We start from the raw sequence: 15,634 nt of genomic DNA, 5'->3' as shown, positions 1-15,634 counted from the left end.
AACGAGAGGCGCCGGCGGTGGTCCGGTGCTTCCGCTCTTCTCCCCGCAACCGGCCCGTGGCATTGTCCGGCCGAACAAACACCGGCCTGCGTAAGAGCCGCGTCCTGGGAGAAATTCGATGAGTTCGAACGCGCAAAGTGTCTTCAATTTCGATCTGGGCGAGACCGCCGATGCGATCCGCGAGACCGTCCGTGATTTTTCGCAGAACGAGATCGCGCCGCGCGCCGAGGAGATCGACAAGAGCAATCAGTTCCCGCGCGATCTGTGGCCCAAGATGGGCGAACTAGGTCTGCTCGGCATGACCGTCGAGGAAGAGTACGGCGGCTCGGGTCTGGGTTACCTCGAACATTGTATCGCGATGGAGGAAATCTCCCGCGCGTCCGCGTCGGTCGGTCTCTCGTATGGCGCGCACTCCAATCTTTGCGTCAATCAGATCCGCCGCAACGGCAACGATGCCCAGAAGAGGAAGTATCTTCCGAAGCTGATCTCGGGCGAGCATGTCGGCGCGCTGGCGATGTCCGAGCCGGGCGCCGGGTCCGACGTGGTGTCGATGACGACGCGCGCCGACAAGAAGGGCGATCGTTACGTCATCAACGGCAACAAGATGTGGATCACCAACGGGCCGATTGCCGAGACGCTCGTGGTTTACGCCAAGACCGATCCGGCGGCGGGCCCGCGCGGCATGACCGCGTTCCTGATCGAAAAGGGCATGAAGGGATTCTCCACCGCGCAGAAGCTCGACAAGTTCGGGATGCGCGGCTCCGACACCGCTGAACTCGTGTTCGAGGATTGCGAGGTGCCGGAAGAAAACGTGCTGGGTCACGTCGGGCGCGGCGTCAACGTGCTGATGTCCGGCCTCGACTACGAACGCGCCGTGCTGGCCGCCGGACCGCTCGGCATCATGCAGGCCTGCCTCGACGTGGTGATGCCCTACATCCACGAACGCAAGCAGTTCGGCCAGCCCATCGGCAACTTCCAGCTCGTGCAGGGTAAAGTCGCCGACATGTACGTGGCGATGAATGCGTCGCGCGCCTACGTCTATGCTGTCGCGAAAGCCTGTGACCGCGGCGAGACCACGCGCGAGGATGCGGCCGGCGCGATCCTGTACGCGGCGGAACGCGCGACCGAATGCGCGCTCGACGCGATCCAGTTGCTCGGCGGCAACGGCTACATCAACGACTATCCCACCGGGCGATTGCTGCGCGACGCCAAGCTCTATGAGATCGGCGCCGGCACCAGTGAAATCCGCCGGATGCTGATCGGACGCGAGCTGTTCGAAAAGACGGCGTAGAACGCCGACCGTCCCTCAGCGTCATTGCGAGCGAAGCAATCCACCTTGAAAAAGCAAAGAACTGGATTGCTTCATCGCAAGTGCTCCTCGCAATGACGAGGCAGCCGGCAGCGTCTGACGGACGACGAAAGCGCTAGGACAACTCTACTGCGGCAGGTTGTTGATCTTTGCGACCCAGGCCCGCACCTCGGGCAGGATCGCAGGCAGCAGGCCGCGGACTTCATCGACGGTCATGCCGGCCTTGATGCGCGGATCGTACAGGATGTTCATGATGTACTGGTCGTACACGTCGAAGAATCCCATCGAGACCTCGTCGTTGAACATGGTCCACGGCACCGTGTCGGTGTCGTTGATCGGCCCGAGCGATTGCAGCAGTTCCTCGTAGGCGCAATCCAGAAACACGAAGTCGCCGTTGTCGACCGTGAGGATCACATCCGAGCGCTGGATCTCGTAGTTGTCGTTCTTGCGGAATCCCGAGAGACATTGCGGGTCCAGCGAGTCGTGAATTTCCTTGGCTTTCTCGGCGCCATAGAACGCCGTGATCGTTTTCTGAAGGTCACGGTCGCGGACCAGCGTGATGATGGTGTTGGCATCGTCGCGCTTGTTCGCCATGGCAATGTCGAGATGCTGGACGCGCTTTCCGATGTCGCCGACCACCTTTCCGATCTGCTTCTGGCGGTCGGGGCGGGTGGAGCCGTCGATGAAGACGCGTACCGGCATCTGATATTTGCGGATGCGGTCGACGCGCCCGGCGAGATGATATTCCGCGCCGAATGCCGTCTTCAGGAAACCGTCGATGATTTCCGTGTCGGTGAATGTCTTTTTTTCAATGCGCTGGCGCGCGCCGACGGACATTTCCGCGAACGCCGGCAGCGACACGCAGAGCGCGAGACCCAGCGCTACCGCGATGCCGGGCGCGAGGCGCCACATTGTGAGAGATGCTCTCATTGCAGCCAGAGCTACCGGTGGCGGGGTCTGCGCGCAAGGGAACTGGCAGGCTATATGACGATAAAACGACAAAGACCGGCCGCAAGGGCCGGTCTTTGAGGATTTTTTTGGCAAGGTCCGATCCGTCGTGACGGCTCAACCTCTGCCTTGTTTCCGATCTCAGTTCTTGACGATCACGGTCGCGCCGACCGAGACGCGGTTGTAGAGATCGATCACGTCGTCGTTGACCATACGGAAGCAGCCCGAGGAGACGGCCTGGCCGATGGTCTCCGGCTCGTTGGAGCCGTGGATGCGGTAAAGCGTCGAGCCGAGATACATGGCGCGCGCGCCGAGCGGATTGTCGGGACCGCCGACCATATGGCGCGGCAGGTCCGGGCGGCGGCGCAGCATCTGCGCGGGAGGCGTCCAGCTCGGCCATTCCTTCTTCGCGGTGATGCGGTGAACGCCGCCCCAGCGGAAGCCGTCGCGGCCCACGCCGATGCCGTAGCGCAGCGCGCGGCCGCCTTCCTGAACCAGATACAGCCGGCGCTCCCTGGTATCGACGATGATCGTGCCCGGCGCGTAATTGCCCTGAAAGCTGACCGTCGTGCGGGGGACAGGACCTGATCCGCCTCCGCCGCGATTCATTCCGAAAATATCCAGAAACGGGTTGAATTCCTGATCCGCCATCGCGAACCCGGAGCCAGCGACCAGGGTCGCTGCGGTAAGAATTACGGTCAAAAGGCGCGTCATTAGAATCCTCGTAAAAGCCCGTCAGACGGTGCCGGAAAAAGATCAGCGAGCGAAGCGCGGCGTCGAAGCTCACAGGTGCCACGAACCCGCGAGAAAGGCCACAATTTCGTTGTTTTCGCAACCCACGGACGCGTGATGGCGTAGCCCCATGCGTCCGGAGCCTTTGACGAACTGTCATAAGGATGGTTGATCTGATCCAGTGTGGTGGTTCGCAAGTCCGCATCAATTTTGAAGCGCGTCCTGTTTGCGGACTTGCGAACCAAAACCACACTGGGATTATGGGATTCTATTGTCCTTTTGAATCCGAAGTTCGCCATGGGGCGCGCTGCGAAATGAGGCGAACTTCGGATTCAGGACACTAGCTCAATAAGAAACCTTGAAAGGGAGTGACTCGATGAACGGTGCGGAAAGCCTGGTGCGAACTTTGGTCGCGGGCGATGTGAATGTCTGCTTCGCCAATCCGGGAACATCGGAGATGCACTTCGTCGCGGCGCTCGATCGTGTCGACGGTATGCGTTGCGTGCTCGGTCTGTTCGAAGGCGTCGTGACCGGCGCCGCCGATGGTTACTACCGGATGGCCGGGAAGCCAGCATCGACCTTGCTGCATCTGGGACCGGGCCTCGCGAACGGCCTCGCCAACCTGCACAACGCCAAGAAGGCGCATTCCGGCATCGTCAATATCGTCGGCCAGCACGCCACCTATCACATCGAATACAACGCGCCGCTGACGTCGGACATCGAAGGCATCGCCCGGCCGATGTCGGCCTGGGTCCGCACCTCGCCGGATTCGAAATCGATCGCGCGGGACGGTGCTGCGGCGATCGCTGCGGCCAGAAGCCATCCCGGACAGATCGCGACGCTGATTTTGCCCGCCGACACCGCATGGAACGAAGCCGACGGCGTCGCGCAGGTGCCGGACGAGTCGCAGCGCGCCAGTTATTCGCCGAAGGCCGTGGATGAAGCCGCCCGCGTTCTGCGCAGCGGCGAGCAGACGCTGCTGCTGCTGACCGGCAAGGCGCTCACCGAAGAGGGACTGGCGCTGGCCGCGCGCATCGCCGGAAAGACCGGATGCAAGGTGATGGGCCAGACCTACAATCCGCGCATGGCGCGTGGGCGCGGGCGTTTCTCCATCGACCGCATTCCTTACGTGATCGAGCAGGCGCTGCCGATCCTGAAGAATTTCCGCCACATCGTTCTGGTCGAGACCAACGACCCGGTGGCGTTCTTCGCTTATCCGAACAAGCCGAGCCTGTTGAAGCCGGAAGGTTGCGAAGTTCATCGCATGTGCGAGGCTGGCGAGAATTCGGTGGCTGCCTTGCATGCGCTGGCGGATGCGCTCGGCGCGAAAGCTGCTGACGCCAAGCCGCAGCAACTCGTCGAACTGGCGAAACCCACCGGCGCGCTGACCCACGCCTCCATCGCGCAGGCGATTGCGATGGCCATTCCCGAAAACGCCATCGTGGTCGATGAATCGATCACCACCGGCCGCGGTTTCTTTCCGCCGACGGCTGCCGCCGCACCGCACGACTGGCTTCAGAACATGGGCGGCTCGATCGGATTCTCGACGCCGGTCGCGACCGGTGCCGCAGTTGCATGTCCGGACCGCAAGGTGATCTGCATGGTCGGCGACGGCAGCGCGATGTACACGCTGCAATCATTGTGGACGCAGGCACGCGAAGGCCTCGACGTTGTCACGGTGGTTTTCGCGAACCGCACGTATCAGATCCTCAAGGGCGAATTTGCAGGCGTCGATGCGGGCGAGCCGGGACGCAAGGCGCTCGACATGCTCAACATCGACAACCCGGCGCTCGATTGGGTGTCGCTGGCGAAGGGCATGGGCGTGTCGGGTGTATCCGTCACCACAGCCGAGGATTTTTCAAAGGCGCTCACCGACGCCGTGCGTGAAAAAGGTCCGCGGCTCATCGAAGTCCTGATGTGACATGACGAGGGAACCCGGTGCGGGCTTGCGGCGTTGACCTCCGCAAGCTGTTCACCGGATTTCCTCATGAATGTTTTTCAGGGCTCGTCATTCAGCCCCGACACCATCGCCGCCATGACGCAGGCCTTTCAGGAGGCCGTCGAGACCTTGCCGTTTCCGGTCGGGTCGGCGCGCGTTCAGGCGCTGGCGAAAAACATTGTCGAGTTGGCCGCGCAAGGCGAACGCGATCCGGAGCGCATGAAGCTGTTGGCGCTGCTGGCCCTGAAATCGGCCGGGCACGGCTGACGCGGCCGCGCGGTCGCGCGCCGCCGGACGGTATCATGAAAAGGGTGAATTAAGTTTTTTGCAGGCTCTTGCCGCTAGGTTAGCCGTGGCCTCGGGATAGTGGTCCGATTCCAACATTCGCATTCCGTTTCGGCAGGCATTTTTGCGAATGTTGGAATCAAAGGACCACTAGAAATATAAGCTCTGGTGGAGTTTTGGATTTGTCATTCGCGTCGCGGACTCGCGGCCGAGTGGGACGCGAATGTCAAATCCACTCCACCAGGTTCGTATCGCGAGGCCGTCACGTGCAAGAACTGCGGTGAGGATGATCTCATGAAAACGGTGATTGCTTTTCTTCGCGACCAAAAAGCCGCGACCGCGATCGAATACGCTCTGGTCGCGTGCGGCATCGCGGTTGCTGTCATCGGCGCGGTCAACGGTCTCGGCCTCAAGCTCGGCACCACCTACGAAAACGTCCGCGCGGCACTCCCGTAACGTCGGTTACGTCATGCGCGGCGTCTCTTTCCTGAATCCGTGACGGCTTCCCTTCGTTCAGCCCACGCCAATATCAACGAACACAGCGCGGCTGGAATCGCACCCATCAAGGCTGTGGTCACATCTAGACCTGGCTGACCAAGGGAGCGTGCGACAAGCTCTGCCAGGATAGCCGCGACCGGCATCGTCGCGATGAGGCGCACGTAAAGCGGCTGGCGCGACAGCGCCCAGTCCACTCCTGCCGTCAGCCAGGCGGGGACAATTGCGAGCACGTATGCGTACCCCATCAGCCAGGTCAGGAAGCCGATTCCGGGAGGATCGCGGAGCAGCACCGGATCGGCGGCAATGTAAACGAGCGGCACGAGTGGCGGAAAGAGAACCGTGAAAATCAGAAACCGCTTCATGTAAGCTCCCAAAACTGTTGGTCGCCTTTAACGAGGTTTGCGTTCACGTTGATACGCGAAGATTTTTGAGCATTGTGTGCACAGGCTGATGCGTTGAGCGGGCGTCAAAGATCCTTCAACGCAATGATCTTTTTCTTGAGCGCCAATTGCGCGCTCGCGCAACTGGAGCCGCGAGCAAGGAGTTTGCAGGTAAAATGAGAGTGTCTAGAATGGACGGCCCGCTCAACTGGCAGCCTTAATCCACCGACTGTGCCATATGGGCTACTTTACGACAGTCCGCTTTCGCCTAAAGTGCTTCCCTGCTCTGGGCATTCGTTGGGGTGTCGAATGAAGAAGCTTTTAATTGCTGCTGCAGTTGCCGCGCTCTCCGCAACCGGTGCGCAGGCCGCAGATATTGCGGCCCGGCCTTACACAAAAGCCCCGCCGATGGCCGCCGCGTCTTATAATTGGTCGGGCATTTATCTGGGCGTGAATGCCGGCGGTGCACAGACACGATGGGACGGATCGTTTGTCTTGCCGCCAGCCGCCACCGTTGGCTCTCGATCTACAACTGGCATCGTTGGGGGCTTTGTTGGCGCTCAATACCAATGGCAGTGGCTGGTTGTCGGCATCGAGGGGCAAGTTGCAACCCTTTTCGACAACCAGTTCAATGGTTCGGTGTGTACTCCGCCAGCAGCTTGTGGGGGCACCGCCGTCTACCAGACCCGATTTACAGATGCGCTCTATACCGGGGGCGGCCGCGTTGGCGTCGCTCTGGATAAATGGATGCCTTACTTCACTGGCGGATACGCAGCAACGAAGCTTGACTATCGAGGTTTCAACCCAGCCGTACCGGCTTTCTTTGCGTCGTCGAGCAACAATCGAGACGGCTACTACGTCGGCGGCGGCGTGGACTGGGCTATCTATCAGAACTGGATCGTTGGCGTAGAATATCGCCACTACGACTTCGGAACGCAAACCGTGTTTCCCGTGACACCTGCCGGAACGCCCGCCATTGAACAAAACAACGTAGCGGCCAAGATTGACTCGGTCACAGCCCGGCTCAGCTACAAGTTCAACTGGAGCGGCCCTGTTGTTGCGAAATACTGATCTTGGTGGGCGCACAAGGGATCGAACCTTGGACCTCTCCCGTGTGAAGGGAACGCTCTCCCGCTGAGCTATGCGCCCGGGAACGGCCGGTGACGGCCGCGCAGGCCGGGATTTACGGAACGGCAGGCCATAGTGTCAAGCGCGGCCTGTCCGCCTGACGGGATTTCGCCTTAAATCGCCAGTGAAAGTGTGATCTTGCCGGTGAAATGCGGCGGAATGCGTCAGGTCGGCTGGCGCGCACGGGAGGCATGGGCCTGCAAGGCCCGGATGCGCTCGGCGAGGGTGCCGCGCGCCTCGGTCGTCGCTCCATTCGCGGATGCGCCGTTCGGAGCTGATCCGTTCGCCGTGGTGGCTTTGACGATGGCGCTGATCGCGGGCTGTTCCTCCGACGCGAGGATGGCCTCGATCGGCGAGTCCGGGCCTTCGAGCGTCACGGCGAGCTTCGCGACCTCGGCGGCGATGTCGTTGATGCGTTCGCGCAGCAGCGCATTTTCCATGCGCTCGGTGGACCAGGAACTCTCGGCCTGCTGCTGGATGAGATTGATGTCGCGCTGAAGTTTCGCGCGCTCGTCGCGGGCGACGCCGAGTTGTTCTTCGAGCGAGGCTTTTTCGGCGCGAAGTTTTTCCACCGCCGCCGAATTGCCGGCGCCCGAGGTCATGTCCTCGCGCAGTTTCTGCTCGGTCTGTTTTGCGGCCTCGGCCTGCTGGCGCAGCAGGTTGTTCTCGTATTCGCGTTCGGCGAGGATCTTGCCCTGCAGGGCGAGACGGTTTTCGAGATCGGTGACGCGCGCCGACAGCATCTCGGTCTCTTTGGTCTGCAATACAAGCTGACGGTCGAGATCGCCGACCCGTCCGTTTAAATCTTCCACTTTGCCACGCGCGGCGCTCAACTCGCGCGTCGCGATGTCCGCTTCGTTGCGATGATCGGTGAGCCGCTGCTGGCTGCCGGCGAGGTCCTTCTCGGCGTCGCTGACGCGGTTTTGCAGAACCTCGATCTGGCTGCGGACCGCGACCAGTTCGATCTGGCGGCTTTCCGCCGTCATCGAGCGCTCGGACAATTCGCTGTTGAGCTTCGCCAGTTCGGTCTGCTTGTCGGAGAACTGCTGTTCGGCGGTTCGCAGCAACTGCGTTTTGGTGGCGAATTCTTCCTCGGTCGCGCGCAACTGGTCCTTCAGCGCCTTCTCGCGCGCTTCGAGGGAGAAGATCGCAGCGTTCTTTTCGCCAAGCTCGATCTTGAGGCGATTGATCGCGTCCGATTTCTTGCCGAGGTCGGCAAGCTGGCTGCTGGTCTTGTTCTTGAGCTGCTCGACGCTCATTTCGAGCCGGCGCGCGGACATTGCGAACTCGGCGCGCAACTGATCCTTGTCGGCCTGAATTTCGGCCATCGAGAGCGGAGTCGCGGCCTCAAGCCTTTTCGTCGTCAGCCGCACCGCACGGTTATGCACCAGCGGCACGATCATCAGACCGAACAGCATCGAGACCAGAAAACCGATCGCCAGATACATGATCGGCTCGACCATAGGCATTATCCCTGCGCCAGAATTAACGCGGTCACCATGCCATGGCGGGCGGGGAAAAAGCTAGCCGGACAGTGCGTTAACGTGAATCCGCCGGGCCGCTCGAAAGCGCGCCCGCAAGGCCGTTCCGGTAAAGCCGGACGGCAGCGTCAGAAGGGATTCCAGGTCGCGCGCGGGGTGAACTTCAGGTAGCCGATGTTGGCGCCCAGCCGCAGGCCGACGCCGGACCGGATCGGGACCAGCACGATGCCGTTCGCCGTCAGCGCCGTCATGCCGAATCCGCCGATGATGTAGGCGGAGCCGTCGATGCCGGCGAAGCGCTGATAGATCGCGTCGGTGGCGGGCAGATTGTAGACCAGCACCATGGTGCGTGCGCCGTCGCCGCCCCAGTCGAAGCCGACCGACGGCCCCTGCCAGTAGACCCGCAAATCGCCGGCGTTCTTGGTGTAGAGCGTGCCTTCGCCATAACGCAGACCGGCGACGAAAGCGCCGCTGCCTTCCTCTCCGAGCACGTAGCCGTTGGGCAGGCCCCATTGGCTGACAGCGCGCTCGATCACCGAGGCGAGGCCCCGGGACACGCCGCCGAAGAACCGGTGGCCTGCTGCCGACAGTTCGTCGGGGCCATAGCTGCTGCCGCCGGCGCGCTGCTGGGCAGAAGCCGGCATCGCCAGGGAAATCGTCGCTGCAAATACCAGCGCCGCAACACGCGAAGCGAAGGTCATGAAAGAAAACCCCTTGGAGCACCAGATGGCGGAGTTTCATGTCCATCGCTTAACCCCTTGCTGACAAGCACAGGCCTAAGCTGCGGTCCCACGTCCCCGACTCGAATGTTTATCGGCATCAACTATGACGGCACGGCGGCAGGAAGACAAAGGGCTCTACCTTAGAATTGCCTGCCTTGCGGTCCTTGCGGGCGCTGCCGGGCTGGCCGGACCGTGCGCCGGAGCATGGGCGGCGGTCACTGAACGGGTGGTCGTCAACCGCCACAGCGGCCTTGCCATCGATGGTTTCGATCCGGTGGCCTATTTCACGGATGCCGAGGCGGCCAAAGGACAGCCTGCGGTCGAGGCCAACGAGGGCGGGAGCATCTGGCGCTTCCGGAATGAAGCCAACAGGGCCATTTTTCTGGCCCATCCGGAGATTTACGGACCCCAATTCGGCGGCTACGACCCCATCGACGCCGCGCGGGGCAAGATCGTCGCGGGACGGCCCCAGTTGTGGCTGATTTCGGGCGGGCGGCTTTATCTGTTCAGCCGCGAAGACAACCGCAGCGCCTTCGCGGCCGATCCGAAGGGCGTGCTGAAACAGGCCGGGAGCAACTGGCCGGTGCTGGTGGAAACCCTCTCGAGCTACTGATCCAAGCTTCTTGGTCGAAGGTTACCGGCCACAGTGGCCGGGTCGCCCCATGCGATGAATTCCGGAACCAGAAAGCCCTCGCGGGCCTCCCCGAAGCGCAGGGCGGCTCCCTTGCTGTCCGTGATTCTGCCGCCTGCCGCCGTGACCACGGCATGACCGGCCGCCACGTCCCATTCGGATGTCGGCGACAGCCGGGGGTAGATGTCGGCGCCGCCCTCGGCGACGCGGCCGAACTTGACCGCCGAGCCCAGGGCTTGCCGGATCGCTCCGGGGCGGGCTGCGATGAAGGCTTCGGTCCGCTCGTCGCCGTGCGACCGGCTCACCGCCACGATCCACGCACCGCCCGGCGCGGGGTGAGGGCGGGTCCGGATCGGCTGGGCCGAACGGGTTTTGCCGTCTTTCGTCACCATCAGCCGCTCCGATTGCCGGCCCACAAGTCCGCGCCAGACCAGCCCAAGCGCGGGCGCGGCGATGATCCCGAGAAGCGGCACGCCGGAACTGATGAGCGCGACATTGACGGTATATTCGTCGCGCCCGGCGATGAACTCCTTGGTGCCGTCCAGCGGATCGACCAGAAAAAAGCTGTGTCCGTAAGGGCGCTCGGCCAGATGGGTGCGTTCTTCCGACAGCGCGGTGATGTGCGGCGCGAGTTTGCTCAATCCGCTCGCAATGATGCCGTCGGCGGCCATATCCGCTTCCGTCACCGGCGAGCCGTCGGACTTGCCGTCGATCTGCATGGTAGAACGGCTCACCGCGAGGATGGCCGCGCCGGCCGCGACCACGATGTCCGTCAATGGCTCCATCAGGGCTGCCGCAGCATCCACATCGATCGCAGGCCCGGAGGTTTTGGTCATTGATCGGTCCCGGTTGCGCGCATATTGGCCTTCAATCCGCTGCGGTTGCTGTGGTTCATATTCCCTCGTCGGTGGCAGCAGAAGCAGCCGCAGTGTATCAAATCATAGAGCAGGCGTGATTCGCCGCGTCAGCACCGCGCAGCCTTATCGTTATCGTGGTTGCAGGAAATCGCCGAGAATCTCAAGACAATCCAAGGAATCTCATGTCTGGCACGTCGACCCCCGGTCCCACTCCCGACGCTCTCGAACTCGCCGCGCTGATGTGCTCGCGTGTCTGTCACGATCTCATCAACCCCGTCGGCGCGATCGTCAACGGCCTTGAGGTGTTCGACAGCAGCAATAAGGAAGACGACAAGGAGTTCGCGCTCGACCTGATCCGCAAGAGCGCGAAATCCACCTCCGCGCGGCTGCAGTTCTGCCGCATCGCCTACGGCGCCGCAGGATCGGCTGGCTCGCAGATCGATCTCGGCGAGGCGCAGAAGATGACGCGCAATCATCTCGAGGACGAGAAGACCAAGATCGTCTGGAATCTGCCGCACGTCCTGATGGCGAAGAACCGGGTCAAGCTGCTGCTGAACATGTTCGTCATCGCGCAGCAGGCGATCCCGCGCGGCGGCCAGCTCATCGTCGATCCTGTCGGCGAGGCCGACACGATGGGCTTCACGATTCGCGCCGCCGGCACCAACGCCCGCGAGCCACAAAACGTCGCGGCTCAATTGAACCTCGACAATGCCGGGTCGGTTTCCGCCCATGCCGTCCAGCCTTATTACACGGCGCTGCTGGCGCAGGCCTGCGGGCTGAAGGTGACGCTCGCGGCAGAGCCCGACGCGGTGACCGTCACCGCGGCCTGACGTCCGGTTCTGACGTTCGCGTCGGCCGCATCTTCATAAACTCTTAATGATCGGCGCCCCGGAGAGCACGTCTTTCCGGGGCGATGCCTATTAGCGCTTTGTTCAGCGCGTTCTTTTCTGATTACTCAACCATTATTAAACGCTTTGTGTTGAAACTGACTGCATTCGGGAGGCGTGCGTTGCACGCCCGTTTTGCGTGAAGGCCTGGTTTCATGGACGATCTGTTGCGTGAATTTCTGACCGAGACCAATGAGAGTCTCGACACTGTCGACAATCAGCTGGTTCGTTTCGAGCAGGATCCGAACAACGCAAAAATTCTCGATAACGTTTTCCGGCTCGTTCACACGATCAAGGGGACCTGCGGCTTTCTCGGATTGCCGCGCCTGGAAGCGCTCGCCCACGCCGCCGAGACGCTGATGGGAAAATTCCGCGACGGAATGCCGGTCACCGGTGCCGCCGTCACGCTGATCCTGAGCACGATCGACCGCATCAAGGAAATTCTCGGACAACTCGAAGCGACCGAGGCCGAACCGGAAGGCGCCGACGTCGATCTGATCGACGCGCTTCATCATATGGTCGATCAGGGCATGGCTGCGATGGCGGCGCCTGCTGCCCCGGCCGCCGCGACGGCTGGCGTCATGACCGGTCAGACGCTCGAGCGCGAACTGCGCCCCGGCGAGGTCTCGCTGGATGAGCTGGAACGCGCGTTCCGCGAAACCGAAATGGAAATTCCCTCGCCGCCGATTGCTCCCGCTCCCGCGCCGGCTCCGAAGCCGGCCGCCGCGAAGCCAGCGCCGAAGCCGAAAAAGCCGGTGATCGAGAACGACACCGCCGAAGGCGACAAGGTCGCCAACCAGTCGATCCGCGTCAACGTCGATACGCTCGAACATCTGATGACGATGGTGTCCGAGCTGGTGCTGACCCGCAACCAGTTGCTCGAGATCAGCCGCCGCAACGAGGACTCAGAGTTCAAGGTGCCGCTGCAGCGGCTCTCCAACGTCACCGCCGAATTGCAGGAAGGCGTCATGAAGACGCGCATGCAGCCGATCGGCAACGCCTGGCAGAAGCTGCCGCGCATCGTGCGCGACCTGTCGAGCGAACTCGGCAAGCAGATCGAACTTGAGATGCACGGCGCGGATACCGAACTCGACCGTCAGGTGCTCGACCTGATCAAGGATCCGCTGACGCACATGGTCCGCAACTCGGCCGATCACGGCCTTGAGTCGACCGCCGACCGCGTTGCCGCCGGCAAGCCGGAGCAGGGCACGATCCGCGTCTCCGCCTATCATGAGGGCGGCCATATCATCATCTGCATTGCCGATAACGGGCGCGGCCTGAACACCGAGCGCATCAAGGCGAAAGCGGTTTCCAACGGGCTGGCGACCGAAGCCGACATCGACAAGATGTCCGAAGCGCAGATCCACAAGTTCATATTCGCGCCCGGCTTCTCGACGGCCGCGGCGGTGACGAGTGTCTCGGGTCGCGGCGTCGGCATGGACGTGGTCCGCACCAATATCGACCAGATCGGCGGCACCATCGACGTGAAGTCGGTGCCGGGCGAGGGGTCGAGCTTCACCATCAAGATTCCGCTGACGCTGGCGATCGTCTCCGCGCTGATCGTGGAAGCCGCCGGCGACCGTTTTGCGATTCCGCAATTGTCCGTGGTCGAACTCGTCCGCGCCCGCTCCAATTCGGAGCATCGCATCGAGCGCATCAAGGACACGCCGGTGCTCCGGCTGCGCAACAAGCTGCTGCCTCTGATGCATCTGAAGAAACTTCTGAAGATCGACGACGGCGCGGAGATCGACCCCGAGAACGGCTTCATCGTGGTCACGCAGGTCGGCAACCAGACATTCGGCATCGTCGTCGACGGCGTTTTTCATACCGAGGAAATCGTCGTCAAGCCGATGTCCACCAAGCTCCGCCATATCGGGATGTTCTCGGGCAATACGATTCTCGGCGACGGCGCGGTCATCATGATTATCGATCCGAACGGGATCGCCCAGTCGCTCGGGACCGCGGCCGCGACGCAAAGCGAGATCGGAGATGAAAGCGCGGCGATGCGCACGAATTCCGACGCGCAGCTGACGTCCCTGCTGGTGTTCCGCGCCGGATCGGCGCAGCCGAAGGCGGTGCCGCTGTCGCTGGTCACGCGGCTCGAAGAAATCGCGGTCGAGAAGATCGAGTTCTCGAACGGCCGCTACATGGTTCAGTACCGCGAGCAGCTCATGCCGCTTGTCGAGATCGAAGGCGTGTCGCTCCGGGAAAACGGCGTGCAGCCGATCCTCGTGTTCTCGGACGATGGCCGTTCGATGGGTCTCGTGGTCGATGAGATCATCGACATCGTCGAGGAGCATCTGAGCATCGAAGTGGCAAGCACCCGCGATGGCGTGCTGGGCTCGGCCGTTGTGAAGGGCCAGGCGACCGAAGTGATCGATGTCGGACATTTTCTGCCGATGGCCTTCGCGGATTGGTTCAACCGCAAGGAAATGCGCCCGTCGGCGAACGCCCAGACCGTCCTGCTGGTGGATGACTCGGCATTCTTCCGCAACATGCTGGCGCCGGTGCTGAAAGCTGCTGGCTATCGCGTGACCGTCGCGCAGAGCGGACAGGAAGGTTTGACCGTGCTGCGTTCCGGCAACCAGTTCGATGTGGTTCTGACCGACATCGAAATGCCGGACATGAACGGGTTCGAGTTCGCCGAGGCCATCCGCGCCGACCGGCGCACCGAAGCGATGCCGATCATCGCGCTGTCGTCGCTGGTTTCGCCGGCGGCCATCGAGCGCGGCCGTCAGGCCGGCTTCCACGACTATGTCGCGAAGTTCGATCGTCCGGGACTGATCGCGGCGCTGAAGGAACAGACCGCCGATATGACTCAGGCGGCGTAAGGAAAATGACCATGGATGCAAACGTCGAGAGCGCCGACCGCGGGATCACCGAATACGTGACCGCGATGATCGGCGGCCAATTGTTCGGACTGCCGATTTCGCGGGTCCAGGACGTGTTCATGCCGGAACGGCTGACGCGGGTGCCGCTGGCGTCGGCTGACGTCGCCGGTGTTCTCAATCTCCGGGGCCGGATCGTCACCGCGATCGATATGCGCGCGCGTCTCGGTCTCTCCAGGAACGACGACGGCCGCCCCCCGATGGCGGTGGGTGTCGATCTGCGCGGCGAGTCCTATGGCCTGCTGATCGACAGCATCGGCGAGGTTCTCAAGCTTGCCGACGACAGCCGCGAGGTGAACCCGGTCAATCTCGATCCGCGGATGGCGAAGATGGCCGGCGGCGTCCATCGGCTCGATGGACAATTGATGGTGGTCCTCGATGTCGATCGCGTTCTGGAGATCGCGCCAGACATGATGGCCGCCTGACGACTTAAAAGAAGAATTTGGGAAGCAACGCACAAGATCCCGTCGAGCGCCGCCAAGCGGGAACGGCAGAAACATGAGGCTAAAATGAAGACATGTTTGATCGTTGACGATTCGAGCGTCATCCGGAAAGTCGCGCGGCGCATCCTGGAAGGTTTGGACTTCCAGATCGTCGAGGCCGAGGACGGCGAGAAGGCCATGGAAGTCTGCAAGCGCGGAATGCCGGACGCAATCCTGCTCGACTGGAACATGCCCGTGATGGACGGTTATGAATTCCTGCGCAACCTGCGCCTGATGCCCGGCGGCGACAGGCCGAAGGTGGTGTTCTGCACCACCGAGAACGATGTCGCGCATATCGCGCGCGCACTGCACGCCGGCGCGAACGAGTACATCATGAAGCCGTTCGACAAGGAAATCGTGACGGCGAAGTTTCATGAGGTCGGCCTGATCTGACGCTGTGCTGGAACGGCGGCCTGCGGCCGCCGTCCGGATCGTTTGCCTGAAGTCGTTTCACGTTTTGTCGTTCG

16 protein-coding genes and 1 tRNA gene are annotated in these 15,634 nt (G+C 62.2%); 10 read left to right on the top strand and 7 right to left on the bottom strand.

Annotated features, from left to right (window positions below):
- Nucleotides 1-118: 118 nt before the first annotated feature.
- Entirely contained in the window at nt 119-1,291 is a 1,173-nt protein-coding gene (locus tag AC07UB_RS17400; RefSeq protein WP_492790710.1) for an isovaleryl-CoA dehydrogenase, read from the top strand.
- A 144-nt stretch (nt 1,292-1,435) separates the two neighbouring features.
- Here the strand turns inward: AC07UB_RS17400 and AC07UB_RS17395 are convergent, their stop codons facing one another.
- Nucleotides 1,436-2,221, bottom strand: coding sequence for a DUF2927 domain-containing protein (locus tag AC07UB_RS17395; RefSeq protein ID WP_494654331.1), 786 nt, complete (start codon nt 2,219-2,221; stop codon nt 1,436-1,438).
- A gap of 177 nt (nt 2,222-2,398) precedes the next feature.
- Entirely contained in the window at nt 2,399-2,971 is a 573-nt protein-coding gene (locus AC07UB_RS17390) for a L,D-transpeptidase (protein WP_492790708.1), read from the bottom strand.
- Nucleotides 2,972-3,365: 394 nt separating this feature from the next.
- Between AC07UB_RS17390 and AC07UB_RS17385 the strand changes: the two genes are divergently transcribed.
- The 3 genes from AC07UB_RS17385 (at nt 3,366) to AC07UB_RS17375 (ending at nt 5,669) form a co-directional block, all read left to right on the top strand.
- On the top strand, nt 3,366-4,910 hold the full coding sequence (locus tag AC07UB_RS17385) for an acetolactate synthase large subunit (RefSeq protein ID WP_492790707.1): 1,545 nt from the start codon (nt 3,366-3,368) through the stop codon (nt 4,908-4,910).
- 66 nt (nt 4,911-4,976) lie between these two features.
- Nucleotides 4,977-5,195 (top strand): hypothetical protein, encoded by a 219-nt coding sequence (locus AC07UB_RS17380; RefSeq protein ID WP_492790706.1) that lies wholly within the window; start codon nt 4,977-4,979, stop codon nt 5,193-5,195.
- 312 nt (nt 5,196-5,507) lie between these two features.
- Nucleotides 5,508-5,669, top strand: coding sequence for a Flp family type IVb pilin (locus AC07UB_RS17375; RefSeq protein ID WP_494654333.1), 162 nt, complete (start codon nt 5,508-5,510; stop codon nt 5,667-5,669).
- Between the two features lie 11 nt (nt 5,670-5,680).
- Here the strand turns inward: AC07UB_RS17375 and AC07UB_RS17370 are convergent, their stop codons facing one another.
- Complete coding sequence (locus AC07UB_RS17370) at nt 5,681-6,073, bottom strand: hypothetical protein (RefSeq protein WP_492790704.1); 393 nt, start codon at nt 6,071-6,073, stop codon at nt 5,681-5,683.
- 327 nt (nt 6,074-6,400) lie between these two features.
- On the opposite strand from AC07UB_RS17370, the gene AC07UB_RS17365 reads away from it, so the two are divergent.
- Complete coding sequence (locus AC07UB_RS17365; protein WP_494654335.1) at nt 6,401-7,162, top strand: outer membrane protein; 762 nt, start codon at nt 6,401-6,403, stop codon at nt 7,160-7,162.
- 3 nt (nt 7,163-7,165) lie between these two features.
- On the opposite strand, the gene AC07UB_RS17360 is transcribed toward AC07UB_RS17365, so the two are convergent.
- The 3 genes from AC07UB_RS17360 to AC07UB_RS17350 all read right to left on the bottom strand — a co-directional run bounded on the left by AC07UB_RS17360 (nt 7,166) and on the right by AC07UB_RS17350 (nt 9,401).
- Nucleotides 7,166-7,240, bottom strand: a tRNA-Val gene (locus tag AC07UB_RS17360).
- 143 nt (nt 7,241-7,383) lie between these two features.
- A complete protein-coding gene (locus AC07UB_RS17355; RefSeq protein WP_494654337.1) occupies nt 7,384-8,682 on the bottom strand; it encodes a hypothetical protein in 1,299 nt (432 codons plus the stop codon).
- Between the two features lie 146 nt (nt 8,683-8,828).
- On the bottom strand, nt 8,829-9,401 hold the full coding sequence (locus tag AC07UB_RS17350; RefSeq protein ID WP_492790701.1) for a DUF1134 domain-containing protein: 573 nt from the start codon (nt 9,399-9,401) through the stop codon (nt 8,829-8,831).
- 124 nt (nt 9,402-9,525) lie between these two features.
- On the opposite strand from AC07UB_RS17350, the gene AC07UB_RS17345 reads away from it, so the two are divergent.
- Nucleotides 9,526-10,035 (top strand): YHS domain-containing (seleno)protein, encoded by a 510-nt coding sequence (locus tag AC07UB_RS17345; RefSeq protein WP_492790700.1) that lies wholly within the window; start codon nt 9,526-9,528, stop codon nt 10,033-10,035.
- On the opposite strand, the gene AC07UB_RS17340 is transcribed toward AC07UB_RS17345, so the two are convergent.
- A complete protein-coding gene (locus tag AC07UB_RS17340) occupies nt 10,029-10,889 on the bottom strand; it encodes a 3'(2'),5'-bisphosphate nucleotidase CysQ family protein (protein WP_492790699.1) in 861 nt (286 codons plus the stop codon). The genes AC07UB_RS17345 and AC07UB_RS17340 overlap by 7 nt on opposite strands.
- A 203-nt stretch (nt 10,890-11,092) precedes the next feature.
- Here AC07UB_RS17340 and chpT point away from each other — a divergent pair, with 203 nt between their 5' ends.
- From chpT to AC07UB_RS17320, 4 genes are all read left to right on the top strand, one after another.
- Nucleotides 11,093-11,740: a histidine phosphotransferase ChpT gene (gene chpT / locus AC07UB_RS17335; protein ID WP_492790698.1), complete on the top strand. Its 648-nt coding sequence runs from the start codon at nt 11,093-11,095 to the stop codon at nt 11,738-11,740.
- Nucleotides 11,741-11,952: 212 nt separating this feature from the next.
- Nucleotides 11,953-14,628 (top strand): hybrid sensor histidine kinase/response regulator, encoded by a 2,676-nt coding sequence (locus AC07UB_RS17330; RefSeq protein ID WP_494654340.1) that lies wholly within the window; start codon nt 11,953-11,955, stop codon nt 14,626-14,628.
- 11 nt (nt 14,629-14,639) lie between these two features.
- Nucleotides 14,640-15,110, top strand: a complete 471-nt coding sequence (locus AC07UB_RS17325) for a chemotaxis protein CheW (RefSeq protein ID WP_492790696.1) — start codon at nt 14,640-14,642, stop codon at nt 15,108-15,110.
- Nucleotides 15,111-15,194: 84 nt separating this feature from the next.
- Complete coding sequence (locus tag AC07UB_RS17320; protein WP_494654342.1) at nt 15,195-15,560, top strand: response regulator; 366 nt, start codon at nt 15,195-15,197, stop codon at nt 15,558-15,560.
- The last annotated feature ends 74 nt before the right edge of the window (nt 15,561-15,634 follow it).

Source organism: Afipia sp. GW821-FHT04G03 (genome assembly GCF_059419985.1).
Note: the sequence above shows the minus strand (reverse complement) of the source record. Positions and strands in the feature narration are given on the sequence as shown.

What these genes read in the sequence shown, in the direction of transcription:
- chpT (WP_492790698.1), top strand. Translation starts at nt 11,093, where the DNA reads ATGTCTGGCACGTCGACCCCCGGTCCCACTCCCGACGCTCTCGAACTC.
- AC07UB_RS17370 (WP_492790704.1), bottom strand. Translation starts at nt 6,073, where the DNA reads ATGAAGCGGTTTCTGATTTTCACGGTTCTCTTTCCGCCACTCGTGCCG.
- AC07UB_RS17395 (WP_494654331.1), bottom strand. Translation starts at nt 2,221, where the DNA reads ATGTGGCGCCTCGCGCCCGGCATCGCGGTAGCGCTGGGTCTCGCGCTC.
- AC07UB_RS17325 (WP_492790696.1), top strand. Translation starts at nt 14,640, where the DNA reads ATGGATGCAAACGTCGAGAGCGCCGACCGCGGGATCACCGAATACGTG.
- AC07UB_RS17320 (WP_494654342.1), top strand. Translation starts at nt 15,195, where the DNA reads ATGAAGACATGTTTGATCGTTGACGATTCGAGCGTCATCCGGAAAGTC.
- AC07UB_RS17400 (WP_492790710.1), top strand. Translation starts at nt 119, where the DNA reads ATGAGTTCGAACGCGCAAAGTGTCTTCAATTTCGATCTGGGCGAGACC.
- AC07UB_RS17350 (WP_492790701.1), bottom strand. Translation starts at nt 9,401, where the DNA reads ATGACCTTCGCTTCGCGTGTTGCGGCGCTGGTATTTGCAGCGACGATT.
- AC07UB_RS17390 (WP_492790708.1), bottom strand. Translation starts at nt 2,971, where the DNA reads ATGACGCGCCTTTTGACCGTAATTCTTACCGCAGCGACCCTGGTCGCT.
- AC07UB_RS17355 (WP_494654337.1), bottom strand. Translation starts at nt 8,682, where the DNA reads ATGGTCGAGCCGATCATGTATCTGGCGATCGGTTTTCTGGTCTCGATG.
- AC07UB_RS17340 (WP_492790699.1), bottom strand. Translation starts at nt 10,889, where the DNA reads ATGACCAAAACCTCCGGGCCTGCGATCGATGTGGATGCTGCGGCAGCC.
- AC07UB_RS17385 (WP_492790707.1), top strand. Translation starts at nt 3,366, where the DNA reads ATGAACGGTGCGGAAAGCCTGGTGCGAACTTTGGTCGCGGGCGATGTG.
- AC07UB_RS17365 (WP_494654335.1), top strand. Translation starts at nt 6,401, where the DNA reads ATGAAGAAGCTTTTAATTGCTGCTGCAGTTGCCGCGCTCTCCGCAACC.
- AC07UB_RS17345 (WP_492790700.1), top strand. Translation starts at nt 9,526, where the DNA reads ATGACGGCACGGCGGCAGGAAGACAAAGGGCTCTACCTTAGAATTGCC.
- AC07UB_RS17330 (WP_494654340.1), top strand. Translation starts at nt 11,953, where the DNA reads ATGGACGATCTGTTGCGTGAATTTCTGACCGAGACCAATGAGAGTCTC.
- AC07UB_RS17380 (WP_492790706.1), top strand. Translation starts at nt 4,977, where the DNA reads ATGAATGTTTTTCAGGGCTCGTCATTCAGCCCCGACACCATCGCCGCC.
- AC07UB_RS17375 (WP_494654333.1), top strand. Translation starts at nt 5,508, where the DNA reads ATGAAAACGGTGATTGCTTTTCTTCGCGACCAAAAAGCCGCGACCGCG.